This is a genomic window from Agrobacterium bohemicum (genome assembly GCF_001562555.1).
GTDB classification, from domain to species: domain Bacteria; phylum Pseudomonadota; class Alphaproteobacteria; order Rhizobiales; family Rhizobiaceae; genus Agrobacterium; species Agrobacterium bohemicum.
This window is the reverse complement of sequence record NZ_KQ961030.1, coordinates 25,152-42,859: the sequence shown is the minus strand read 5'-3', so window position 1 is coordinate 42,859 and position 17,708 is coordinate 25,152. Positions and strand designations below refer to the sequence as shown.

10 protein-coding genes and 2 pseudogenes are annotated in these 17,708 nt (G+C 55.9%); 5 read left to right on the top strand and 7 right to left on the bottom strand.

Annotation, left to right across the window (positions count from 1 at the left end):
* Positions 1–16: 16 nt before the first annotated feature.
* From ATO67_RS13740 to ATO67_RS23785, 3 genes and pseudogenes are all read left to right on the top strand, one after another.
* The gene (locus tag ATO67_RS13740; protein WP_067650005.1) at positions 17–946 is read left to right on the top strand and encodes an electron transfer flavoprotein subunit alpha/FixB family protein; all 930 of its coding nucleotides are present in this window, start codon (positions 17–19) and stop codon (positions 944–946) included.
* 28 nt (positions 947–974) lie between these two features.
* Positions 975–1,169: pseudogene (locus ATO67_RS23870) on the top strand (electron transfer flavoprotein-ubiquinone oxidoreductase); the annotation flags it as partial.
* 309 nt (positions 1,170–1,478) lie between these two features.
* Positions 1,479–2,131, top strand: a pseudogene (locus tag ATO67_RS23785) (SDR family oxidoreductase).
* A gap of 157 nt (positions 2,132–2,288) precedes the next feature.
* Here the strand turns inward: ATO67_RS23785 and ATO67_RS13725 are convergent.
* Positions 2,289–6,272: a hybrid sensor histidine kinase/response regulator gene (locus ATO67_RS13725; protein WP_067649999.1), complete on the bottom strand. Its 3,984-nt coding sequence runs from the start codon at positions 6,270–6,272 to the stop codon at positions 2,289–2,291.
* A 422-nt stretch (positions 6,273–6,694) separates the two neighbouring features.
* Here ATO67_RS13725 and ATO67_RS13720 point away from each other — a divergent pair, with 422 nt between their 5' ends.
* Positions 6,695–8,953 carry a methyl-accepting chemotaxis protein gene (locus tag ATO67_RS13720; RefSeq protein WP_067649996.1) on the top strand — a complete coding sequence of 753 codons (2,259 nt, stop codon included), beginning with the start codon at positions 6,695–6,697 and terminating at the stop codon, positions 8,951–8,953.
* Positions 8,954–9,392: 439 nt separating this feature from the next.
* On the opposite strand, the gene ATO67_RS13715 is transcribed toward ATO67_RS13720, so the two are convergent.
* From ATO67_RS13715 to ATO67_RS13695, 5 genes are all read right to left on the bottom strand, one after another.
* The gene (locus ATO67_RS13715) at positions 9,393–10,106 is read right to left on the bottom strand and encodes an ABC transporter substrate-binding protein (RefSeq protein ID WP_245303979.1); all 714 of its coding nucleotides are present in this window, start codon (positions 10,104–10,106) and stop codon (positions 9,393–9,395) included.
* Between the two features lie 426 nt (positions 10,107–10,532).
* A complete protein-coding gene (locus tag ATO67_RS13710; RefSeq protein WP_067650670.1) occupies positions 10,533–11,729 on the bottom strand; it encodes an MFS transporter in 1,197 nt (398 codons plus the stop codon).
* A 54-nt stretch (positions 11,730–11,783) separates the two neighbouring features.
* Complete coding sequence (locus ATO67_RS13705; protein WP_067650668.1) at positions 11,784–13,259, bottom strand: lyase family protein; 1,476 nt, start codon at positions 13,257–13,259, stop codon at positions 11,784–11,786.
* Between the two features lie 7 nt (positions 13,260–13,266).
* Entirely contained in the window at positions 13,267–14,670 is a 1,404-nt protein-coding gene (locus tag ATO67_RS13700; RefSeq protein ID WP_067649990.1) for a M20/M25/M40 family metallo-hydrolase, read from the bottom strand.
* A 33-nt stretch (positions 14,671–14,703) separates the two neighbouring features.
* The gene (locus tag ATO67_RS13695) at positions 14,704–15,918 is read right to left on the bottom strand and encodes a trans-sulfuration enzyme family protein (protein WP_067649987.1); all 1,215 of its coding nucleotides are present in this window, start codon (positions 15,916–15,918) and stop codon (positions 14,704–14,706) included.
* Positions 15,919–16,024: 106 nt separating this feature from the next.
* On the opposite strand from ATO67_RS13695, the gene ATO67_RS13690 reads away from it, so the two are divergent.
* The gene (locus tag ATO67_RS13690) at positions 16,025–16,900 is read left to right on the top strand and encodes a LysR substrate-binding domain-containing protein (RefSeq protein WP_067649984.1); all 876 of its coding nucleotides are present in this window, start codon (positions 16,025–16,027) and stop codon (positions 16,898–16,900) included.
* Between the two features lie 30 nt (positions 16,901–16,930).
* Here ATO67_RS13690 and ATO67_RS13685 read toward each other — a convergent pair whose 3' ends face one another.
* Complete coding sequence (locus tag ATO67_RS13685; RefSeq protein ID WP_067649981.1) at positions 16,931–17,707, bottom strand: amino acid ABC transporter ATP-binding protein; 777 nt, start codon at positions 17,705–17,707, stop codon at positions 16,931–16,933.
* Between the last annotated feature and the right edge of the window lies 1 nt (position 17,708).

Below are 17,708 nucleotides of genomic sequence, written 5' to 3'. Positions count from 1 at the left end.
AAAAGGAATAACGATCATGGCCATTCTTCTTCTGGCTGACCACGACAACGCAACCCTTTCCGACCAGACCGCCAAGGCACTGACGGCTGCTGCGAGAATCGGCGGCGATGTGCATGTGCTGGTCGCAGGCAAGGGTGCCAAGGCAGCCGCCGATGCGGCTGCCAAGCTATCAGGCGTCTCCAAGGTCCTGCTTGCCGAAAGCGACGACCTCGCCCACAATCTGGCCGAGCCGCTGGCCGACCTGATCGTCTCCCTGGCAGGCAGTTACGACACGATCATTGCCGCCGCAACCTCGACCGGCAAGGATGTCCTACCGCGCGTCGGAGCCCTGCTCGACATCGCGCAGATCTCGGAAGTCACAGAAGTCGTCTCGCCCGATACCTTTAAGCGTCCGATCTATGCCGGCAACGCCATCCAGACGGTTCAGTCCGTAGACATCAAGAAGGTGATCACTGTCAGAACCGCCTCCTTTGCTGCAGCAACGGTGGGTGGGTCAGCATCGGTCGAAACCATTTCGGCAGCAGCAAGCTCCGGTCTCTCGACCTTCGTTAAAGACGAACTTTCGGCCTCCGACCGTCCGGAACTGACGTCTGCGAAGATCATCATCTCCGGCGGCAGGGCGCTCGGCTCAGCGCAGAAATTCCAGGAGCTTATCCTGCCGATTGCCGACAAGCTCGGCGCCGCCGTCGGCGCCTCGCGCGCTGCAGTCGATGCCGGCTATGCGCCGAACGACTGGCAGGTCGGACAGACAGGCAAGGTCGTCGCCCCCAATCTTTACATCGCCTGTGGCATTTCCGGTGCCATCCAGCATCTCGCCGGCATGAAGGATTCCAAGGTCATCGTCGCCATAAACAAGGACGAGGAGGCCCCGATCTTCCAGATCGCCGACTACGGCCTCGTCGCCGACCTCTTCGAAGCACTGCCGGAAATCAAAAAGACGCTTTGACGGAGGGCGCCGTTCCCAACGGGAGAGCATGGAGCTCAACGTCGCGAGCGTCGGCGGCGGACCGGTTTGTCGGCGGCGTTTTGGCTGAAGCAGGTCAATCCGGACCTGTCGGTGATGGTGCTGGAGAAGGGTGCCAGGTCGGCGCCCATATCCTCTCTCAGGCACCGTCGTCAATCCCGTGGGTATCGAACGGCTTCTGCCGGACTGGCGTTTGGAAAGCGATCCCGGTCAAGACCGAAATGCTGTTCCCGATCGAAATGAAAATCATTCTAGCGGAACACGGAGCACCCGTCATGATGTACCGCCCTGAACCCGAAACAGAAGACAAGATTGGACAATAAGCGACGCCCTACCCCGCCATATCCAGAACAGCAACAAGAGCCACCGGGCAAGACAGCCAAGATGGAACCTGTCCCGGACCACGGCGAACAGTCCTATAAGGGGAACGGTAGGCTAACAGGAAAAGTCGCCCTTATAACTGGATCTGACTCCGGGATCGGCAAGGCTGTGGCAATTGCATTCGCTCGGGAAGGTGCCGACATCGTCCTATCTTAACGAGGACGACGACGCTCGCGATACCGCGAGATTGGTCGAGGAAGCCGGACGCAAAGCGATTGTCGTTCCGGGTGACATCAAATCCGAGGACCATTGCAAGGGCCTTGTCCAAGGCACCGTCGACAAACTCGGTGGTATCGACATCCTAGTGAACAACGCCGCATTTCAGCGAACCTACGGCGACATTGCCGACATCACAGCAGAGGAATGGGACGAAACCTTCCGCACCAACATTTACGCGCCGTTCTTCCTGTCGAAGGCTGCTGCCCCTCACATGAAGCCTGGCAGCTCGATTATCAATACTACTTCAATCCAGTCGCGGCAGCCGTCCCCGCTTATTGCATACGCGTCCACCAAAGGAGCGATCTCAAACTTCACCGCGGGTCTGGCCGAAATGCTGGTGGGCAAAGGCACTCGCGTGAATGCGGTCGCGCCGGGGCCGATCTGGACGCTGCTAATGCCCTCCACGATGCCGGCCGACAAGGCTGTGAAATTCGGCGAGCAGACGCTTTGAAGCGTGCCGGACAGCCCGCAGAACTCGCCGGAGCTTACGTGCTGCTGGCATCGGATCTCGGAAGCTATATGACAGGAGCGGTTATTCCGGTAACCGGCGGCGAGATCATGATTTGATGGATTCTTGGCCGCTAGCCCTATCCCTCTAGCGGCCAGGACATTCGGTAATCGGAGATGGCAGTTAAGCCTTGTGAAAAATCGAGAGATCAGTCGTCACACTCTACGTCCGACAAACGAATCATCTTTGCCAGTTAAAAGGTTGTCAAAGACAGAGTCACCGTTCTGGATCTTTCGAGAGTGCAGAAAGCACGTCTTCTTCTTGGTAAGGCTTTAATAGCACCTTGGTTTTCCCGGTGCCTTTCAATGTCGGAACGTTGGGATCACCGGTGGCAAAAATCACGGTGAGGTCGGGAAACTGCTCTCTGGCACCCTTTGCCAAATCGATTCCAGAAATTCCGGGAAGCCCAACGTCTGTGAAGAGCACGTCGAAACTGCCGGTCTTCAAGATATCCAAAGCCTGGTTGCCGTTACCGGCTTCCGTGATCTTATGTCCCATGTCTTCCAGCATGTCGGCCGTGTTTAAACGTATTAGGACGTCGTCTTCCACCAGCAGGATGTTCAGAATGGTCTGCGGTATCTCTTCTTTCAACGCTTGGCGTGTCGCCGAGAGTGACTGTTCTCGTTGAGCCTGGTTAGCAAGCACGTGTCGGATTTTACGAGCCATGGCTTCTTTGGTGTATGGCTTCGACAGCAACTGCACCCCCGCATCAAGCCGCCCACCGTGCACGATAGAGTTCTCGGTGTATCCGGATGTGAACAGCACCGATAGCGAAGGGTTTTTCTCCCGTGCTATCCGCGCAAGTTCCGGGCTCTTCAGTGAACCGGGCATGACGACGTCGGTAAATAGCAAGTCGACATGGACGCCGCTTTGAAGCACAACCAGAGCGCTCTCGGCGTCTTTCGCAGTAATTATGTTATAACCGAGATCACGGAGCAATTCGACAGCCGTTGCGCGAACAGCCTCATCGTCCTCCGCAACCAGAATCGTTTCGTTTCCGCCTTCTATCTTGCCAACGTCCATATCGACGATCAGGTCTTCGTCCGACAATGCCTGCGGAAAATAGAGCTTGATGCTCGTGCCCTCGCCGACCTCGCTGTAAATCTTGATATGGCCGCCAGACTGCTTCACAAAGCCGAACACCATAGACAGTCCAAGACCTGTCCCCTTGCCCTCAGGCTTGGTCGAGAAGAACGGTTCAAATACCTTGGCAACGATGTCAGCAGCCATACCTGATCCGGTATCGCTGACGGCAAGCATCACATACGCGCCCGGTTGGACCTCCGGATTTCCCTTTGCATAGGAGCCATCTAGGATGGTGTTGCTGGCCTCGATGGTCAGCCTGCCCGATCCATTCATCGCATCACGGGCGTTGATCGCTAGATTGAGCAAAGCATTTTCAACCTGCGTCGGATCGACCTGGATGTTCCAAAGGTCGGGAGAAACAGCGGTCTCGATCTCGACGGCCTCTCCCAATGATCGTCTAAGCAATTCATCCATCCCGACAATAAGCCTGCCGATATTGATGACCTTCGGCTCCAGTGGCTGGCGACGACCAAAAGACAGGAGTTGACTGGCAAGCTTTGCGCCGCGGTTGACCCCGTCGAGCGCGTTGGAGATCCGCTTCTCTGCCCGTTCATTGCCAGACACTTCCTTGGAAAGCAGTTGCAGATTCCCGGAAACGACCTGTAGTAGATTATTGAAATCATGAGCCACCCCGCCGGTGAGATTGCCGATAGACTCCATCTTCTGCGCCTGCTGAAGGGCGACTTCGGTCGTCCGTAGTTGCTGGGCTGACTCGAGTTCCGCCGTGACATCGCGACCGACGGCATGAATGACATTGTCGTCCGGAACTGCGGTCCAGGAGATCGTCCGGTAGACACCGCCCTCGCCGCGGTAGCGATTAACGAATTTCAGCGTGCGAATGCCTTGGGCAAGCTTTACGACTTCATCAAGCGTAGCTTGGCGGTCCAGGGGATGGACGTAATCCATGAACGACTGTCCGAGGACCTCACGCTCCGCATGACCCACAATGGCGAGCATTGCGGGATTTGCAGCAATAATCTTGGCGTCCATGCCAGCAACCAGCATGATCTCGGTGGAAAGACGCCACATGCGGTCGCGGTCGGCGGTGCGTTCCTCCACCTGCTGCTCCAGATGGGTTGTAAGCTTGTCGAGCGCCTCGCGCGTTGCTCGAAGGTCATTGATGTCAGTATTCGTGCCGACCCAGCGGACGATTTGGTCCTTGTCGTCTCGCATTGGGACGGCTCGGGCCAGATGCCAGCGATAGACACCATCATGGCGGCGGAGGCGAAATTCTGCTTCGTAAACGAAGCCGGTAGTCAGAGCCTCCAACCACTGCATACCTGCAGAATCGATGTCGTCGGGATGAACGATGCTCGTCCAGGCTCGACCATCAAGCTCGCCCTCCGCAGCGCCGGAATAAGCATATGTGCGCTCATTGAACCAATCGAGCAAGCCATCGGGCGTTGCAGTCCAGACATGGTTCAGCATCGCCTGTGCAAACGCCTTGAACCTCGCTTCGCTGGCGCGCAAAGCCAGAACGGCCCTATCCCGCTCGGTCACGTCCTGCACGACACCGACGAGCCGGACCGGCTTGCCGTCGGCGTCGTACTCGAACTCCGCCTTGCGGGCGATGATCCGTTCTTCGCCATTATCCGCTCGTTTGATGCGATATTGCACATCGAGCGACGCGGTCTGCGCATTTCGGGTCTCAGCGTGGGAGACCTTGTCCTGATCTTCCGGCACGACAAGGCCTTCAACGGTTTTTGCCGAGACGTTTTCCATGTGTTCGACACCGAACAGGCGACAGAACTCAGGAGACACGTCAAGAACGTCATCGTTGACGGAAATCGAAAATATGCCGACCCCACCTGCCTCCTGGGCGCGACGCAACCTTTGTTCGGTTCGTTTCAGTTTCTCGGTTGCGCGGTGTTCTTCCGTCCGGTCGCGGAGAACTTTGACAAACCCCACAAGATTGCCCGCATCATCAAGGAGCGGAGACATTTCCCCGCTTGCCCAGAACACTTCACCGGATCGTCGGATATGCCAACGCTCATCGTTGGCCGAGCCATTCTTGATCGAGAGCCCCATTTCCGTCGCGATGCGATCGATTTCGCGATCGGCTGGTGTGAAAATTCTCCCAGCGTCACGGCCAAGGATTTCCTCCTCCGTCCAGCCAAAAATCGTTGCAGCGCCCGTGTTCCAGCGCGTCACCTTACCGTCCGTATCAAAGGCGATGATGGCGTAATCTACGGCGCTGTCGAGAATCTGGCGATTTCGAGCGTTGCTGAGCTTCAGCGCAGCTTCGGCAACAACCCTTTCCGTGACGTCGGTTCCTTGGGCAAATATCCCGGTGATATTTCCCCGACGATCGCGGATCGGTTGATAGACGAGATCTACATATCTCTCTTCCGGGGCAGATGATTGCTCACGCTGAAGATTGACCCGTAAAGCCTTGCCCGTGAAAGTTTCGCCGGTTGTATACACATTGTCCAGCAGATCCAGAAAACCTTGACCCGCAACTTCCGGCAGGGCATCGCGAACGGACCGTCCCACAATATTCCGATGTCCAACTAATTGTAGATAGGACGGATTGATGATGTCGAAGACATGATCGCGGCCCTGCAGGATTGCCATGAACCCTGGGGCCTGATCGAACAGCAGGCGCAGTCGATCGTGTTCCCCGCTCAGCCATCGCTCCGACAAAACCTTATCGGTGGTCTCGACGACAACCGCGAGAACTGCAACTGGGTTCCCCTCCGCGTCCAGGACCGGTGAATAGTCCAGGTCGACCCAGACCTCATCCGGCTCACCTTCACGATACAGAATGAGCGGTTGATCCTTGTAGGACAAGGTCTCGCCCGCCAGACAGGTTTTGAGAACGGTGCTGTTCAAATTTACGGCTTCCGGCCATGCTTCCAGCACTCTCATACCTAGAAGAGCCGGATCACGACTGCCTGCAAAGGCGGCATAGGCGTCATTGTAGATGAGGATGCCCTCTGATCCCCAAAGGGTCGTCATCGCAAGTGGCGACTTTAAGACAAGCATCACCGTCGAGCGAACGATCTCGGGCCAGGTGGCCATGTCGCCAAGCGATGTCTGCGACCAATCAAACGTTGCTATGCGCTGACCCGCTAGACCAGATTGAGCAATCACAGCTGAAAATGATGATGTCAATGAATGTCCCTCAATCTGGCCGGCACCATAACCACTACCTAATATGCCATTGCTTTACTGTTTCTTGGAAACGAGGGAAAGTGAACTTGCCTCAAAATTTTGCAATTGCCGATGGCGATTTGGACCAGGATCGGACTTCAGTGAATTCAGCAATCGTACAGATTTAAACATTTTTATCTTCAGATACACCAACCTGTTCATTAGGCAGTCGGCGATTTAATAAGTTCGATTCGAACCGTGCTTTTCTTGATGAGGTACGAACCTCGCCTCAGATCTTCGGCAAGCAGTCATTACTTGGAGATGATAGCGAAACGAAGCTGAACCAAGAATTTTATTCTCTAATAAAGCAATTTTTATGAAAAATTTAGTCTTTTTGCAGATTGTCCCCGCAGACAAATCTCATATTGCCGGGGGGCATTCCAATGACTGCAGAAACTGTACGAAAACCGCTTTGGATCAAGATCACGGGTTACGGCTTTGCCGCTGTCCTTTTTGCAAGCGCCGCTATTGGAGGCTTAGCCTGGTACCGCCAAGCTGACATGAACGATAAAGCACTGCAGAGCAAGGCAGATAGTGATCTCAACGTCATACAGACCGATATGGCCGCCATTCAACGTTCCGCTTCGGCGCTTGCGCTGGCATTCGCAGGTGAGCCTGACATTGCTGGATACATTGGCACGAACGATCGACAACGTCTTCTTGAGAAGTTTTCTACTAACATCAAATCGGTGGCGCAAATCGGTGGGCTGCAAAACATTACCATTGCAGACGCTAAAGGCAACGTAATCGCACGGGCCCACGCGCCAGACAAATTCGGCGACAACTACTTGGCTCGCCGTAAAACTGTCGCATCAACTGTCTCAACTGGAAAGGTTGCCGCCGGAATCGAGCCAGGGCGAACTGGCATCGGCATTTACGCGGTTGCGCCCGTCCTCGTGAACGGCAACGTCGTCGGTGTCGTTGACGTTGGTACGGAGTTGTCGAATGCTTATTTTACGCCCTTGGCTGAGAGGCTGGGTGCAGAGATTTCCGTGAATGTGCTCTCCGAAGGAAAGCTGGTGAACCAGTCATCGACGGAGAACGGCAAGGCACTTTTGCCTCCAGAACAGATCCAGGCCGCCTTTGACGGCAAACCCGTCTTTGAAACAACTGTGCTCGAAGGCCGCGACATGCTTATCAAAGCAGTCCCCTTCAGTTCGTTTACCGGAGAAACGATCGGCGTCTTCGAAATCGGTACCGACGCCACGGCGATTACCGCTGAAGCCCGTACCGCCTTGTGGACCATGCTCGGCGTCACCGTCCTCACTTCGATCATCGCCCTCACCGCCTTTTTGCTATTCGCAAGGTCACTCGGGAATGCCATCGGCCGCCTGACCGGCACGATGTCACGGTTGGCCGCTGGAGACCTATCTGCCAAAATTGAAGGCGAGGACCGTCCGGACGAGACTGGCGCCATGGCGCGCGCCGTACAGGTGTTCAAGGACAATGCCCTTAAGACTAAGGAACTGGAGCGCCAGGCTGACGAGCAGCGCAATATGACCGAGGAGCAGCGTCGCCAGAACGCTGAGGAACAGCGCGTCCGTGCTGAAGCCATGGCCGAAGCGACCAACGGCCTTGCAACCGGCCTCAAGCATCTCTCATCCGGCGACCTGACATTCCAGCTCACCCGTCCATTCGCTGCCGATTTCGAAAGCCTCCGCGCCGACTTCAATGCCACTGTTGAGCAGCTGCGCGGCACGCTTGGCTCGGTTTCTGAGGCAGCCAGCTCGATCGACAGCGGTTCGCGCGAGGTCAGTAACAGCGCAGACGATCTGTCAAAGCGCACCGAACAGCAGGCCGCTGCACTGGAAGAGACCGCCGCGGCGCTGGATCAGATTACCGTCAATGTCGGCAATTCGTCGAAGCGTGCCGAAGAGGCCCGTACCGTCGCCATCCAGGCGAACGAAAGCGCCCGCCAGTCCGGTGCTGTGGTTGCCAATGCTGTGCATGCGATGGGCCGTATCGAAGAATCTTCGGGCCAGATCTCCAACATAATCGGCGTCATCGACGACATCGCGTTCCAAACCAACCTGCTGGCGCTCAATGCCGGTGTCGAGGCGGCTCGCGCCGGTGAAGCCGGCAAGGGTTTTGCAGTGGTCGCGCAGGAAGTGCGCGAACTGGCACAACGTTCGGCCAAGGCTGCCAAGGAAATCAAGGACCTAATCGGGAAGTCCTCAGGAGAAGTCAGCGCCGGCGTCAAGCTCGTCAAGGACACTGGCGAAGCGCTTCGCTCCATCGAAGCTCATATCGTCACGATCAACCAGCACATGGACTCGATCGCTACCTCGTCACGCGAACAGTCGGTAGGCCTGGCCGAGGTCAACACCGCCGTCAACCAGATGGACCAGGTGACCCAACAGAATGCTGCTATGGTGGAAGAAGCCAACGCAGCCGGCGCCACTCTTGCAGCCGAAGCCGGCCGCCTGCGCGAACTGATCAGCCAGTTCCAGCTCGGCCAAGGCAGCGTATCCAATGCCACCACTCAAGCCTCCGCGCTGCACAATACGGCATCTGTGATGGTAGCCTCCCACCGCTCGACGCCCGCCGCGTCACCGGTCCGCGGGATGGTTGGCAAGATTGCCAAGGCCTTTGCCGGCCGCGGCAATGCAGCAGCAGCAACTGACAGCTGGGAAGAGTTCTGATTAGGCTCAGCATGACACGATAACCAATCAAGCGAGGGCTTCAGGCCCTCGCTTGCGCCTAATCCTCTGCGGAGCGCCCGCTCTTTTGCAGGGAGCTGAGCACTACTACTCGGCAGTCAGCCCACTTTTGCGGATGATGTAGCCGTTGAAAAAATAATGTCGGCGTCTTCTGACAATGCTGGAGCCCTTATTGGAGTGGCCAAGCTCAAGGCAAAAGATGAAGTTACATTTCTTTAGTCCTTGGCTGCTCGTGCTCTCTCAGGAGGCGTTCTGCTATATCGCCAACGGTCGCTTTAAGCGATTAAAACACCCCATGATGCTTACTCTGGGAGACACTATTTTTCGCAGGCACCCTCGCTTTTGTCCGAGCAGTCCCTTTGCATCGTCGCCATGGGGGCGGCGTCCACCGTTTTTAGGTCGAGATGCTCCATCAAGCAGCTCACCGAATGCTGAACGGGAAATACTTAGCATTGATCGTATCGTAGGTGTCACCCGCTCGAATGCTTTTGAGCGCGGCATTAAATTTCTCGAGCAGTTGCGTATCGGAAGTCCTCACCGCGATACCGGCTCCATCGCCAAGAAATTCGGTGTTCAAAATATCGGGTCCTTTGAACTCGCAGCAGCTACCAGCTTTGGTGTTAGCCAGCCAATCGTAGACTGCCAGTTTGTCCTCCAGGATGATATCGACGCTATCGTCGACCAAGGCCTTGTAAAGGTCCGGCGACGCATGAAAAACCGTTGTAGGTACACCGCCATAGAACTTTTTGGCGTAAGCCTCTTGGGAGGTTACAGCTGTCACCCCGAGACGGAGGTGCTTTAGATCATTCACCTGGGTTCCGGAGATGGCGGTTCCTTTGCGCACGATAAAAACCGATGGGCTGTTGTAATACTTTTCTGAAAGCGCGACCTGTTTGCGCCTTTCAGCGCTCATCGACATTGATGAGGCGATAGCGTCATAGTTATTTGCGATTAGTTCAGGAATTATACTAGTCCACTCTTGGATAACGAATTCACATTTCAACTTTGCGGTCTCACAAAGCGCTTTGGCTATGTCCACGTCAAAGCCTTGGAGCTGCTTATTGGAATCGATAGAATTGAAAGGCGGAAAGGCACCCTCGATCTTGGCTCTGCAGCCTTGAGCGCTGGAAGGCACCGGGAACCCTCCTCCTCTCCGTATACCGGGTTTAAATAATCCAGCGGAGGGACAACGGCACCGGGGCCGGTATTGCCATAGTTCGTGCTGGATTTTGCTTTCAGATAATCCACGCTGAACAATGTCGTATGATCGACCACACCGGTTTCAAACTTCGCCCCGAGTTGGGTGTCGACATTGAAGCTGGATACCCAGTCATCAGATGTCGCCCTCATCAAGGTGTGACCATCGGGCTGGTATGCGAAGGCCGGATTGACGCGCACCAGGAACATGTCCTGGTCAGATTTGCCGTACGAAAGTTCTGACGGACGGAGAAAAAACCTGCAATGGACGATGCGAAGGCTGCCGCCGAAAAGGCCGCTCGGAACTCTCTCTATAGCGGCTCGCGTTCATGAAAAGAACGGCGCCTTCGATCGATAGGCGCCGTTACTTTGTGGGTGAAAAATGCCGTGTTGTCGGAATTAACATCGCTACAGCAGGGGCTGCGAGACAAATAATGCCGCTGGAAACCAGAACTGCATCCCGCCCGAATGTATCTGCAAGCGGGGTCATGAGTGCCAGCCCTGCCGGTGCGAGTCCGTAGGAAAATAGAAAATCCAGCGACGAGACGCGGGCTAGCCGATCTTGCGGAATTTCCGTCTGAACCGAAGTAAACCATGGCACGTTGAATATTTCGATACCGACCCCGGCCAAAAAGAATGCAAAAATCGGAACAATCATTGACTCCGCGGCAAGAAGACTAAACGGAACAACTCCGTATAGCGAAAGTCCGGCGAGTGCGGTCCACCCCCTGTTGACAGGTTTCCATTTCGTGGCAAGCAGCGCACCAAAGAGAGCACCAATCATGAATGCTGTTGCCGTTTCTGTCATCAGCATCGCGCCGCCAGAGACCTGCTGACTGATCGCTGGAACGAGAACGGCAGTCACCGAATAGCCTGTCGCGATGACGATCGTAAGTGTCGCGAGCCCAGCTACGAACCACGGATGCCTTTTCGCTTCTTCAACAGCGACGAGAAACTCGGAGAGAATGTTACGTCTCGAACTGCTGGCTCTGGACGAAACCCTACCGCGTGGGGGAACCACAGCGCTGACGAGCCAGAGAGCAGCGATGGTGGTGAAGGCAGCACCTGTACCGAACGCCAGGGTGATAAAGCTGACTGCCGCCGGGCCGACCAAACTCGTCACCCGGACAGATATGCTCATAGCCGCATTTGCCGCTTGCAGATGGTCTACTGTCACGATTTCGGGGATCATCGCTTGATAGGCAGGCCGACAAGCGCCTTGGCCCAAACCAACGACGGCTGCCCCCACCAAAAGCAAGATCGAAGCTGCCGGGCTGTAATCGGATAGACCCGAGACGATAATGGGAATACTGACAGCACCGACGAGACCCGACACCAAAACGATACGCCGCGGACCATGTCTATCCGACAAAATACCAGCAAGAGGAACGGCGATCAGAAAACCGACTGTGCGGGCAGCCAGCGAGAGGCCTAACTCCGTCGAGCTCATCGTGCTTTCCATCGCAACGAGGCCACGCACGAATGGCAACGCCCACGTGGCCAGTCCAGAGGCTGTATTTCCAATCCATAGCCGAAGAAAAGGTAAGGATAACGTTTTCATAGGCCGCGCATCCATGTCAGACATTGCGCTTTCCGTGGTGAATGAGGCTTCGCATCATGGTGCCGGTCGCGATCCACGGAGGTCATCGAGAATGCTCTCGCTCTTTTCTAGTTCAGCGTAGATGGACACGTCGCCGAATAGACGGCCTGCGTCTCGCGCATTCATCAGCCCGCATTCGACGGCCGCTTCTGAGATAGGCATGCCGTGGGTTTCAGCGTGTTTTGCAACGGCGGATGCTGCAGGATATCCGAATATTTCAGCGAGCGCCGTCGAGAGCGCAAGGGATGAGGACGCGTCTGCCGCGCCACGTGCGGGGTTGATCTCGATGCCAGCCACGCAACCGGAGACGAAAAGCGGTATGCTTCGTCGCATCAGCCGAACGGACTCGCTCAAGCTCTCGAGAATAATGGATTCCCAGACGTTGAGATCGAGTTCACCCTCTGCTGCGCGGGTTATGGTGGCATCATTGCCGATCACCCGGAAGGCGACCTGCATGATCATCTCAGGCATCACCGGGTTAACCTTGCCGGGCATGATGGACGAACCGGGCTGCACCGATGGTAAGGTGATTTCGCCAAAACCAGCGCGAGGGCCCGACGACATGAGCCGTAAATCGGCTGCAAACTTGGACAGGGTCACCGCAATCGCCTTCAATCCTGAAGAAACGCGTATCCAGAAGTCCGCATTCTGAAGGGCATCGAACAGGTTGGCTTCCAGGTGATAGCGTTTACCGGAGAGTGCCTGTAGCTCTTCGAACACGAACTCCCGATATTGCTTGGAGGCCCCAAACCCCGTGCCAACTGCCGTCGCGCTGAGCGGTAATCCCAAACATGCATTTTCAAGAACCAGCAGCTCTTCTGCCTGGCGCTGCAATGCCGCACGATAGCCGGAAAACTGCTGCGAGAATGTTATCGGCAGCGCGTCTTGTAGACAGGTGCGGGCAAGTTTGACTGCACCTGCAAATTCCAGTTCTTTTTGCGATATGGCGTTTACGAGTTCGTCCAGCATATGCTTTAGCGCGTGCAGCTCTCCGCCAATCGCCATTTTCATGGCAGACGGTATGACGTCGTTCGTCGATTGGCTCATGTTGACATGCGTATTGGGATGCACAGGGTCCGGCGCTAACTTGCCGGTCAGGACTTCACTGGCCCGGTTTGCAACAACCTCATTCACATTCATGTTGGCTGCAGTGCCGCCTCCGCCATGGTAGATATCGACGGGAAAATCTTGGCCGCGCATGTCGGCCAGACAACTCATCACGGCAGCTTCTATGGCGTCGGCCAGCCGCGGCTCCAACTTACCCGCACGTTGATTGGCGCGTGCTGCCGCCTGCTTGATCACAAGGATTGCCGGCACAAATCCCTCGATGTCGGCAATGGTGCGGCCCGAAATCGAGAAGTTTTCGACGGCACGCGCGGTCTGAATTCCGTAGACGATATTATCCGGCATCAGCCGAGTGCCGAGTGCATCTTTCTCAAGGCGAGACGGCAGGGATGGCGTTACTGTTGTTTCTGGCTGGGCTGATGTCATCTGTGTCTTACGCCTTGCCATCGCTCTGTAATTGTATCTCCTCGAAAATCCGAATCCAGCTTCGGGCACCCTGGCGAAGACGCTCGCTATCGTAGCGCTCGTCAGGTGCATGGATGGCATCACTCGGGAGGATAAAACCGATCACCACACATTCCGTCTCAAGGGCCTCGCTCAATTGTTCGACCAGTGGTATCGCCCCTCCCGTTCCTCGGAGAACAGCAGGCGTCTTCCATTCTTTCTCCAACCCGCGCGCTGCTGCCTTCAGATAGGGGCTTTCCTGCGACAACACGACAGCGGAACTACCACCGTGACCTTCAAACTCTACAAGGCACCCTTCCGGTAGTCTGCTTTCGATATGGTTGCGAAAGCGCTTGCGGATCGTTTCCGGCGACTGTCCTGCGACAAGCCGGAATGACAGGCGCGCGGTTGCGGATCCGGGCAGGACGGAACGCTCACCCGGCCCTTGATTGCCTCCGGTGATACCATTGATATCGACCGTCGGACGGCCCCACATGACCTCAAGAGGTGAGTAACCGTCCTCCATGAGACCACCTGCGAGATCAACATCTCCCAACAGACCCGGCTCCTGCGCCAGCCGTCGCCATTGCAGCCGAACGGCGTCCGGGATCTCTTCCACTCCGTCATAGAAGCCATCAATGGCAACGCGCCCATGATCGTCGTGCAGCCCGGCCAGAATGGCTGCCATTATCCGGATAGGGTTGGCAGCAACCGCCCCATAATGCCCTGAATGCAGATCAAGGTTTGGAGCCGATATCGTCACACGCTCATGCACCAGTCCCTTGAGCTGCGTAGTAATAGCTGGCTGCGATGCCGACCACATCTCCGCATCACAAATGAAGGCGACGTCGCAGGCCAGTTCATCTCGGTGCGCCTGAATGAATTCGGGCAGGCTTTGAGACCCGCATTCCTCCTCACCCTCGAGCATCACGATAACGTCTGCGGGAAACTCCCCGAAGGTGTGTTTCCATGCCCTCAAAGCTTCGATGAACGTCCAGAGCTGGCTCTTGCTGTCGGATGTCCCTCGCCCGTAAAAACGATGAAGACCGTCCTCTTCGATGATGCGCGGCTCGAAAGGAAGATGTTTCCAATGGTTTAGATCACCAATCGGCTGCACGTCGTAATGTCCGTAGAACAGCAGCCGTGGACGCTTCTCGTTGGGATTACCGACGGACTTTGCCAAAACAACAGGATGGCCTTTCGTCTGCACGACATCCGCCGTCAAACCGATGGAAGACAGTTCCCGCTTAAGCCATTCGGCGGCACGAGCGATACCCTCATCACCCGACGGATCTCCGGAGATTGAAGGTATTGAGACAAGTTCAAGCAGCTTGCGTAGCGTGTTGTCAAAATTGCCGTCGATATCGCGCAACACATCGTCTGTATTTGGCACGCCTTGTCCTTCCCATTTCTGTGAAAATTCGCTTCAGCCTTTGTGGACTGCTGCAAGGGATGCATCCTGTGCTGATGTTTGGCTGCGAGTATCGAGGTCCGCGAGCAGCCGCTCGACGTCGGCCCACAGCTCTTCCTCATCCTCAAGGCCTATACTGAGCCGGAGAATGACATCTGGGCCGTACCAGGCTGTCGCGCTGCGAAAGCCATCAATAGACATGGGAGCAGCAAGGCTTCGCGTTCCACCCCAGGACGCGCCGATGGCGAAAACCTTCAATGTATCGAGCGCCGCAGAAATGTGAGCAGAGGCTTCTTGCGTGAAAACGATGCTGAACACGCCACTGGAACCGAGAAAGTCTCGTTTCCAGAGCGCATGACCCGGAAATGTTTCAAGGGCAGGATGCAGAACTTGCTGCACCAAGGGATGACGTTCGATCTTACGCGCGAAATCAAGGCCTACTCGTTCCGAGTGCCGCAGTCGCACACCAAGAGTTTCGAAACCGCGCAACACCAAAGAGGCATCATCGGGCGAAACGCCGATCCCCATTCTTCCAATCAGTGAGCGGATGGGTTTCAGCAGCGCTTCATCCTTGATGGTGATCGATCCCATCAAGACGTCGGAGTGACCCGACACGAATTTCGTCAGCGCCTCCGTCACAATGTCAGCGCCATGCTCGAGTGGCTTGAAATTGAGCGGGGTCGCCCAGGTGTTATCAACGCCAACCAGAGCGCCATATCCATGGGCAATCGACGCAATCTTGGGAAGGTCGAGGATTTCCATCGTGGTCGAACCCGGACTTTCGCACCAGACGATCTTCGTCGATGTTCGCATTTTAGCTGCCACGTCTTCAGGCGATTGCGGATCGAAAAACTCGATGTCGACACCAAGGCGTCGCAAATCCGTTTCGGCCAGATCCCGCATGGGCGGATAGGCTGTGTCAGCGATCAGAATGTGATCTCCCGCCGCGAGAAAAGGCATAACTGCCAGAGCATTTGCGGATTGTCCCGAAGGCGTGAGAAAACTCCAGAAGCCGTTTTCCAGGCTTGTCAATTTGGCTTCAAGTGTGCGCGTTGTTGGTGTGCCGTACAGCCCGTAGGAATATCCTTCATGCCCACGCTCTCCGCGTGAAGCATAGGCAGCTGCGTCCTTGAATACGATCGTGGAAGCACGGTGCACCCCCACGCCGAGTGGATCAAACCCCTTCGTCGGTACCTCGGGCGTAAGAACACATTGTGTAAGATCATTCATGAGTAGGACTTTCTGAAGGCTCCAAAACGCAAGAAAACCAATTACAAATATTGGACTTTGCGCTATTTCTATTCTCTGGAGTTATGGCCGTGAAACGGGGTTTTGAATGAATCTGAGGCAGGTCGAGATATTTCGGGTGGTCATGACAAACGGCACAACTGCTCGCGCCGCAGAAGTTCTCCATGTCTCCCAACCTGCGGTCAGCAAGATGATCCAGGAACTGGAGCGATCCCTTGGCTTCGATCTCTTCCAGCGGATCAAAGGACGCCTGCATCCAACTCAGGAAGGCCAGCTTTTCTTCCGCGAGGTCGAGCAAGCGTTTCTGGGGTTGACCCATCTGCGTGGTGCGGCGGCACGCATACGTGACTATGGCTCTGGCGAGATCAGGATCGCGTGCTTGTCCGCGCTTTCGACCAACGTCTTGCCGCGAGCACTGCAGGCATTCATGAAAAGCAACCCGAACGTCGCGGTCACATTTCAGGCACGCATGTCTTCGAACGTGCGCGATCTTGTTGCGTCGGGCCAGTTCGACCTTGGTATCGTTGCAGACGAAATTGATCGCACTGGCGTCGAGATCGAGGAATTTGCCGAATTTCGCGTGGCTGTCGCCTTGCCGAAAGGTCACCCTCTTGAAGCTCTGAAAGTCATTCGTCCCGCCGATCTGGCGGGGCAACCCTTTATTGCTCTTGCTCCCGAAGATACAACCAGACGTGAGGCAGAGATCGCCTTTCACCGTGCTGGGGTGACTATTCGCCCAGTGATGGAGACGCCCTATTCCACGACGATCTGCGCCATGGTGGCTGCGGGCGTCGGGATTGGACTGGTGAACCCCCTGACGGCTGAACCATATGAAGGGCAAGGATTGACCTTGAGGCCTTTCGAACCTGCGCTGCATTTCCGCACGCTTCTGATCACCCCGCCAAATCGCCTTCCATCCAGAATTCTCGAAGACTTCATTCGAGATCTGCGCGGTGCGATCTGATGCTTTCTCGATGGTCTTCGCCATGATGGATCACAAGACCTTGGAGAGAAACGCCGCCGTGCGCGGGTTCTGCGGGTTTGCCAGCATTTCGCGTGGATTCCCCTCCTCGACAATCTGCCCTTGATCCATAAAGACGAGGTGATTTCCCACCTCTCGAGCAAAGCCGATCTCGTGTGTAACGACGACCATCGTGATCCCGCTCTTTGCAAGATCTTTGATGACATCCAGAACCTCACCCACGAGTTCGGGATCGAGCGCGGATGTGGGCTCGTCGAACAGCATCACCTCCGGCTCCATGGCAAGCGCCCGCGCGATCGCGACGCGTTGCTGCTGGCCACCAGAGAGTTGCGCCGGATAACGGCTTCCAAACCCGTCAAGACCAACACGCTTGAGAAGATCATGTGCTTTGGTACGGGACCGCTCCTTTGACCATCCTTTGACGTGCGACGGTCCTTCCATGACGTTCTCCAGCGCCGTCATATGCGGGAACAACTGGAAACGCTGGAAGACCATGCCAGTCAGCCGCCGCTGCGCAGCAATCCTTCGCGCTGATAAGGTGTGGAACCGACCATCTCGTTCTGTGAAACCCTGAAGTTCGCCTTTCAGGAAAACCCGACCGGCCGAGATGCTCTCAAGCTGATTGATGCAGCGTAGCATCGTGGACTTGCCCGACCCGGATGGTCCGATAGCAACGCACACCTCGCCCTTTTTCACATTTAGACCCACGCCTCTAAGCGCGTGAACAGGACCATAGAATTTGTGGATGTTTTGCATTTCCACGCAGAACTCAGAAACATTGGCGTTCATG

Coding starts and splice junctions, on each gene's coding strand:
- ATO67_RS13740 (WP_067650005.1), top strand. CDS start 17: ATGGCCATTCTTCTTCTGGCTGACCACGACAACGCAACCCTTTCCGAC.
- ATO67_RS13720 (WP_067649996.1), top strand. CDS start 6,695: ATGACTGCAGAAACTGTACGAAAACCGCTTTGGATCAAGATCACGGGT.
- ATO67_RS13710 (WP_067650670.1), bottom strand. CDS start 11,729: ATGAAAACGTTATCCTTACCTTTTCTTCGGCTATGGATTGGAAATACA.
- ATO67_RS13705 (WP_067650668.1), bottom strand. CDS start 13,259: ATGACATCAGCCCAGCCAGAAACAACAGTAACGCCATCCCTGCCGTCT.
- ATO67_RS13695 (WP_067649987.1), bottom strand. CDS start 15,918: ATGAATGATCTTACACAATGTGTTCTTACGCCCGAGGTACCGACGAAG.
- ATO67_RS13690 (WP_067649984.1), top strand. CDS start 16,025: ATGAATCTGAGGCAGGTCGAGATATTTCGGGTGGTCATGACAAACGGC.
- ATO67_RS13685 (WP_067649981.1), bottom strand. CDS start 17,707: ATGAACGCCAATGTTTCTGAGTTCTGCGTGGAAATGCAAAACATCCAC.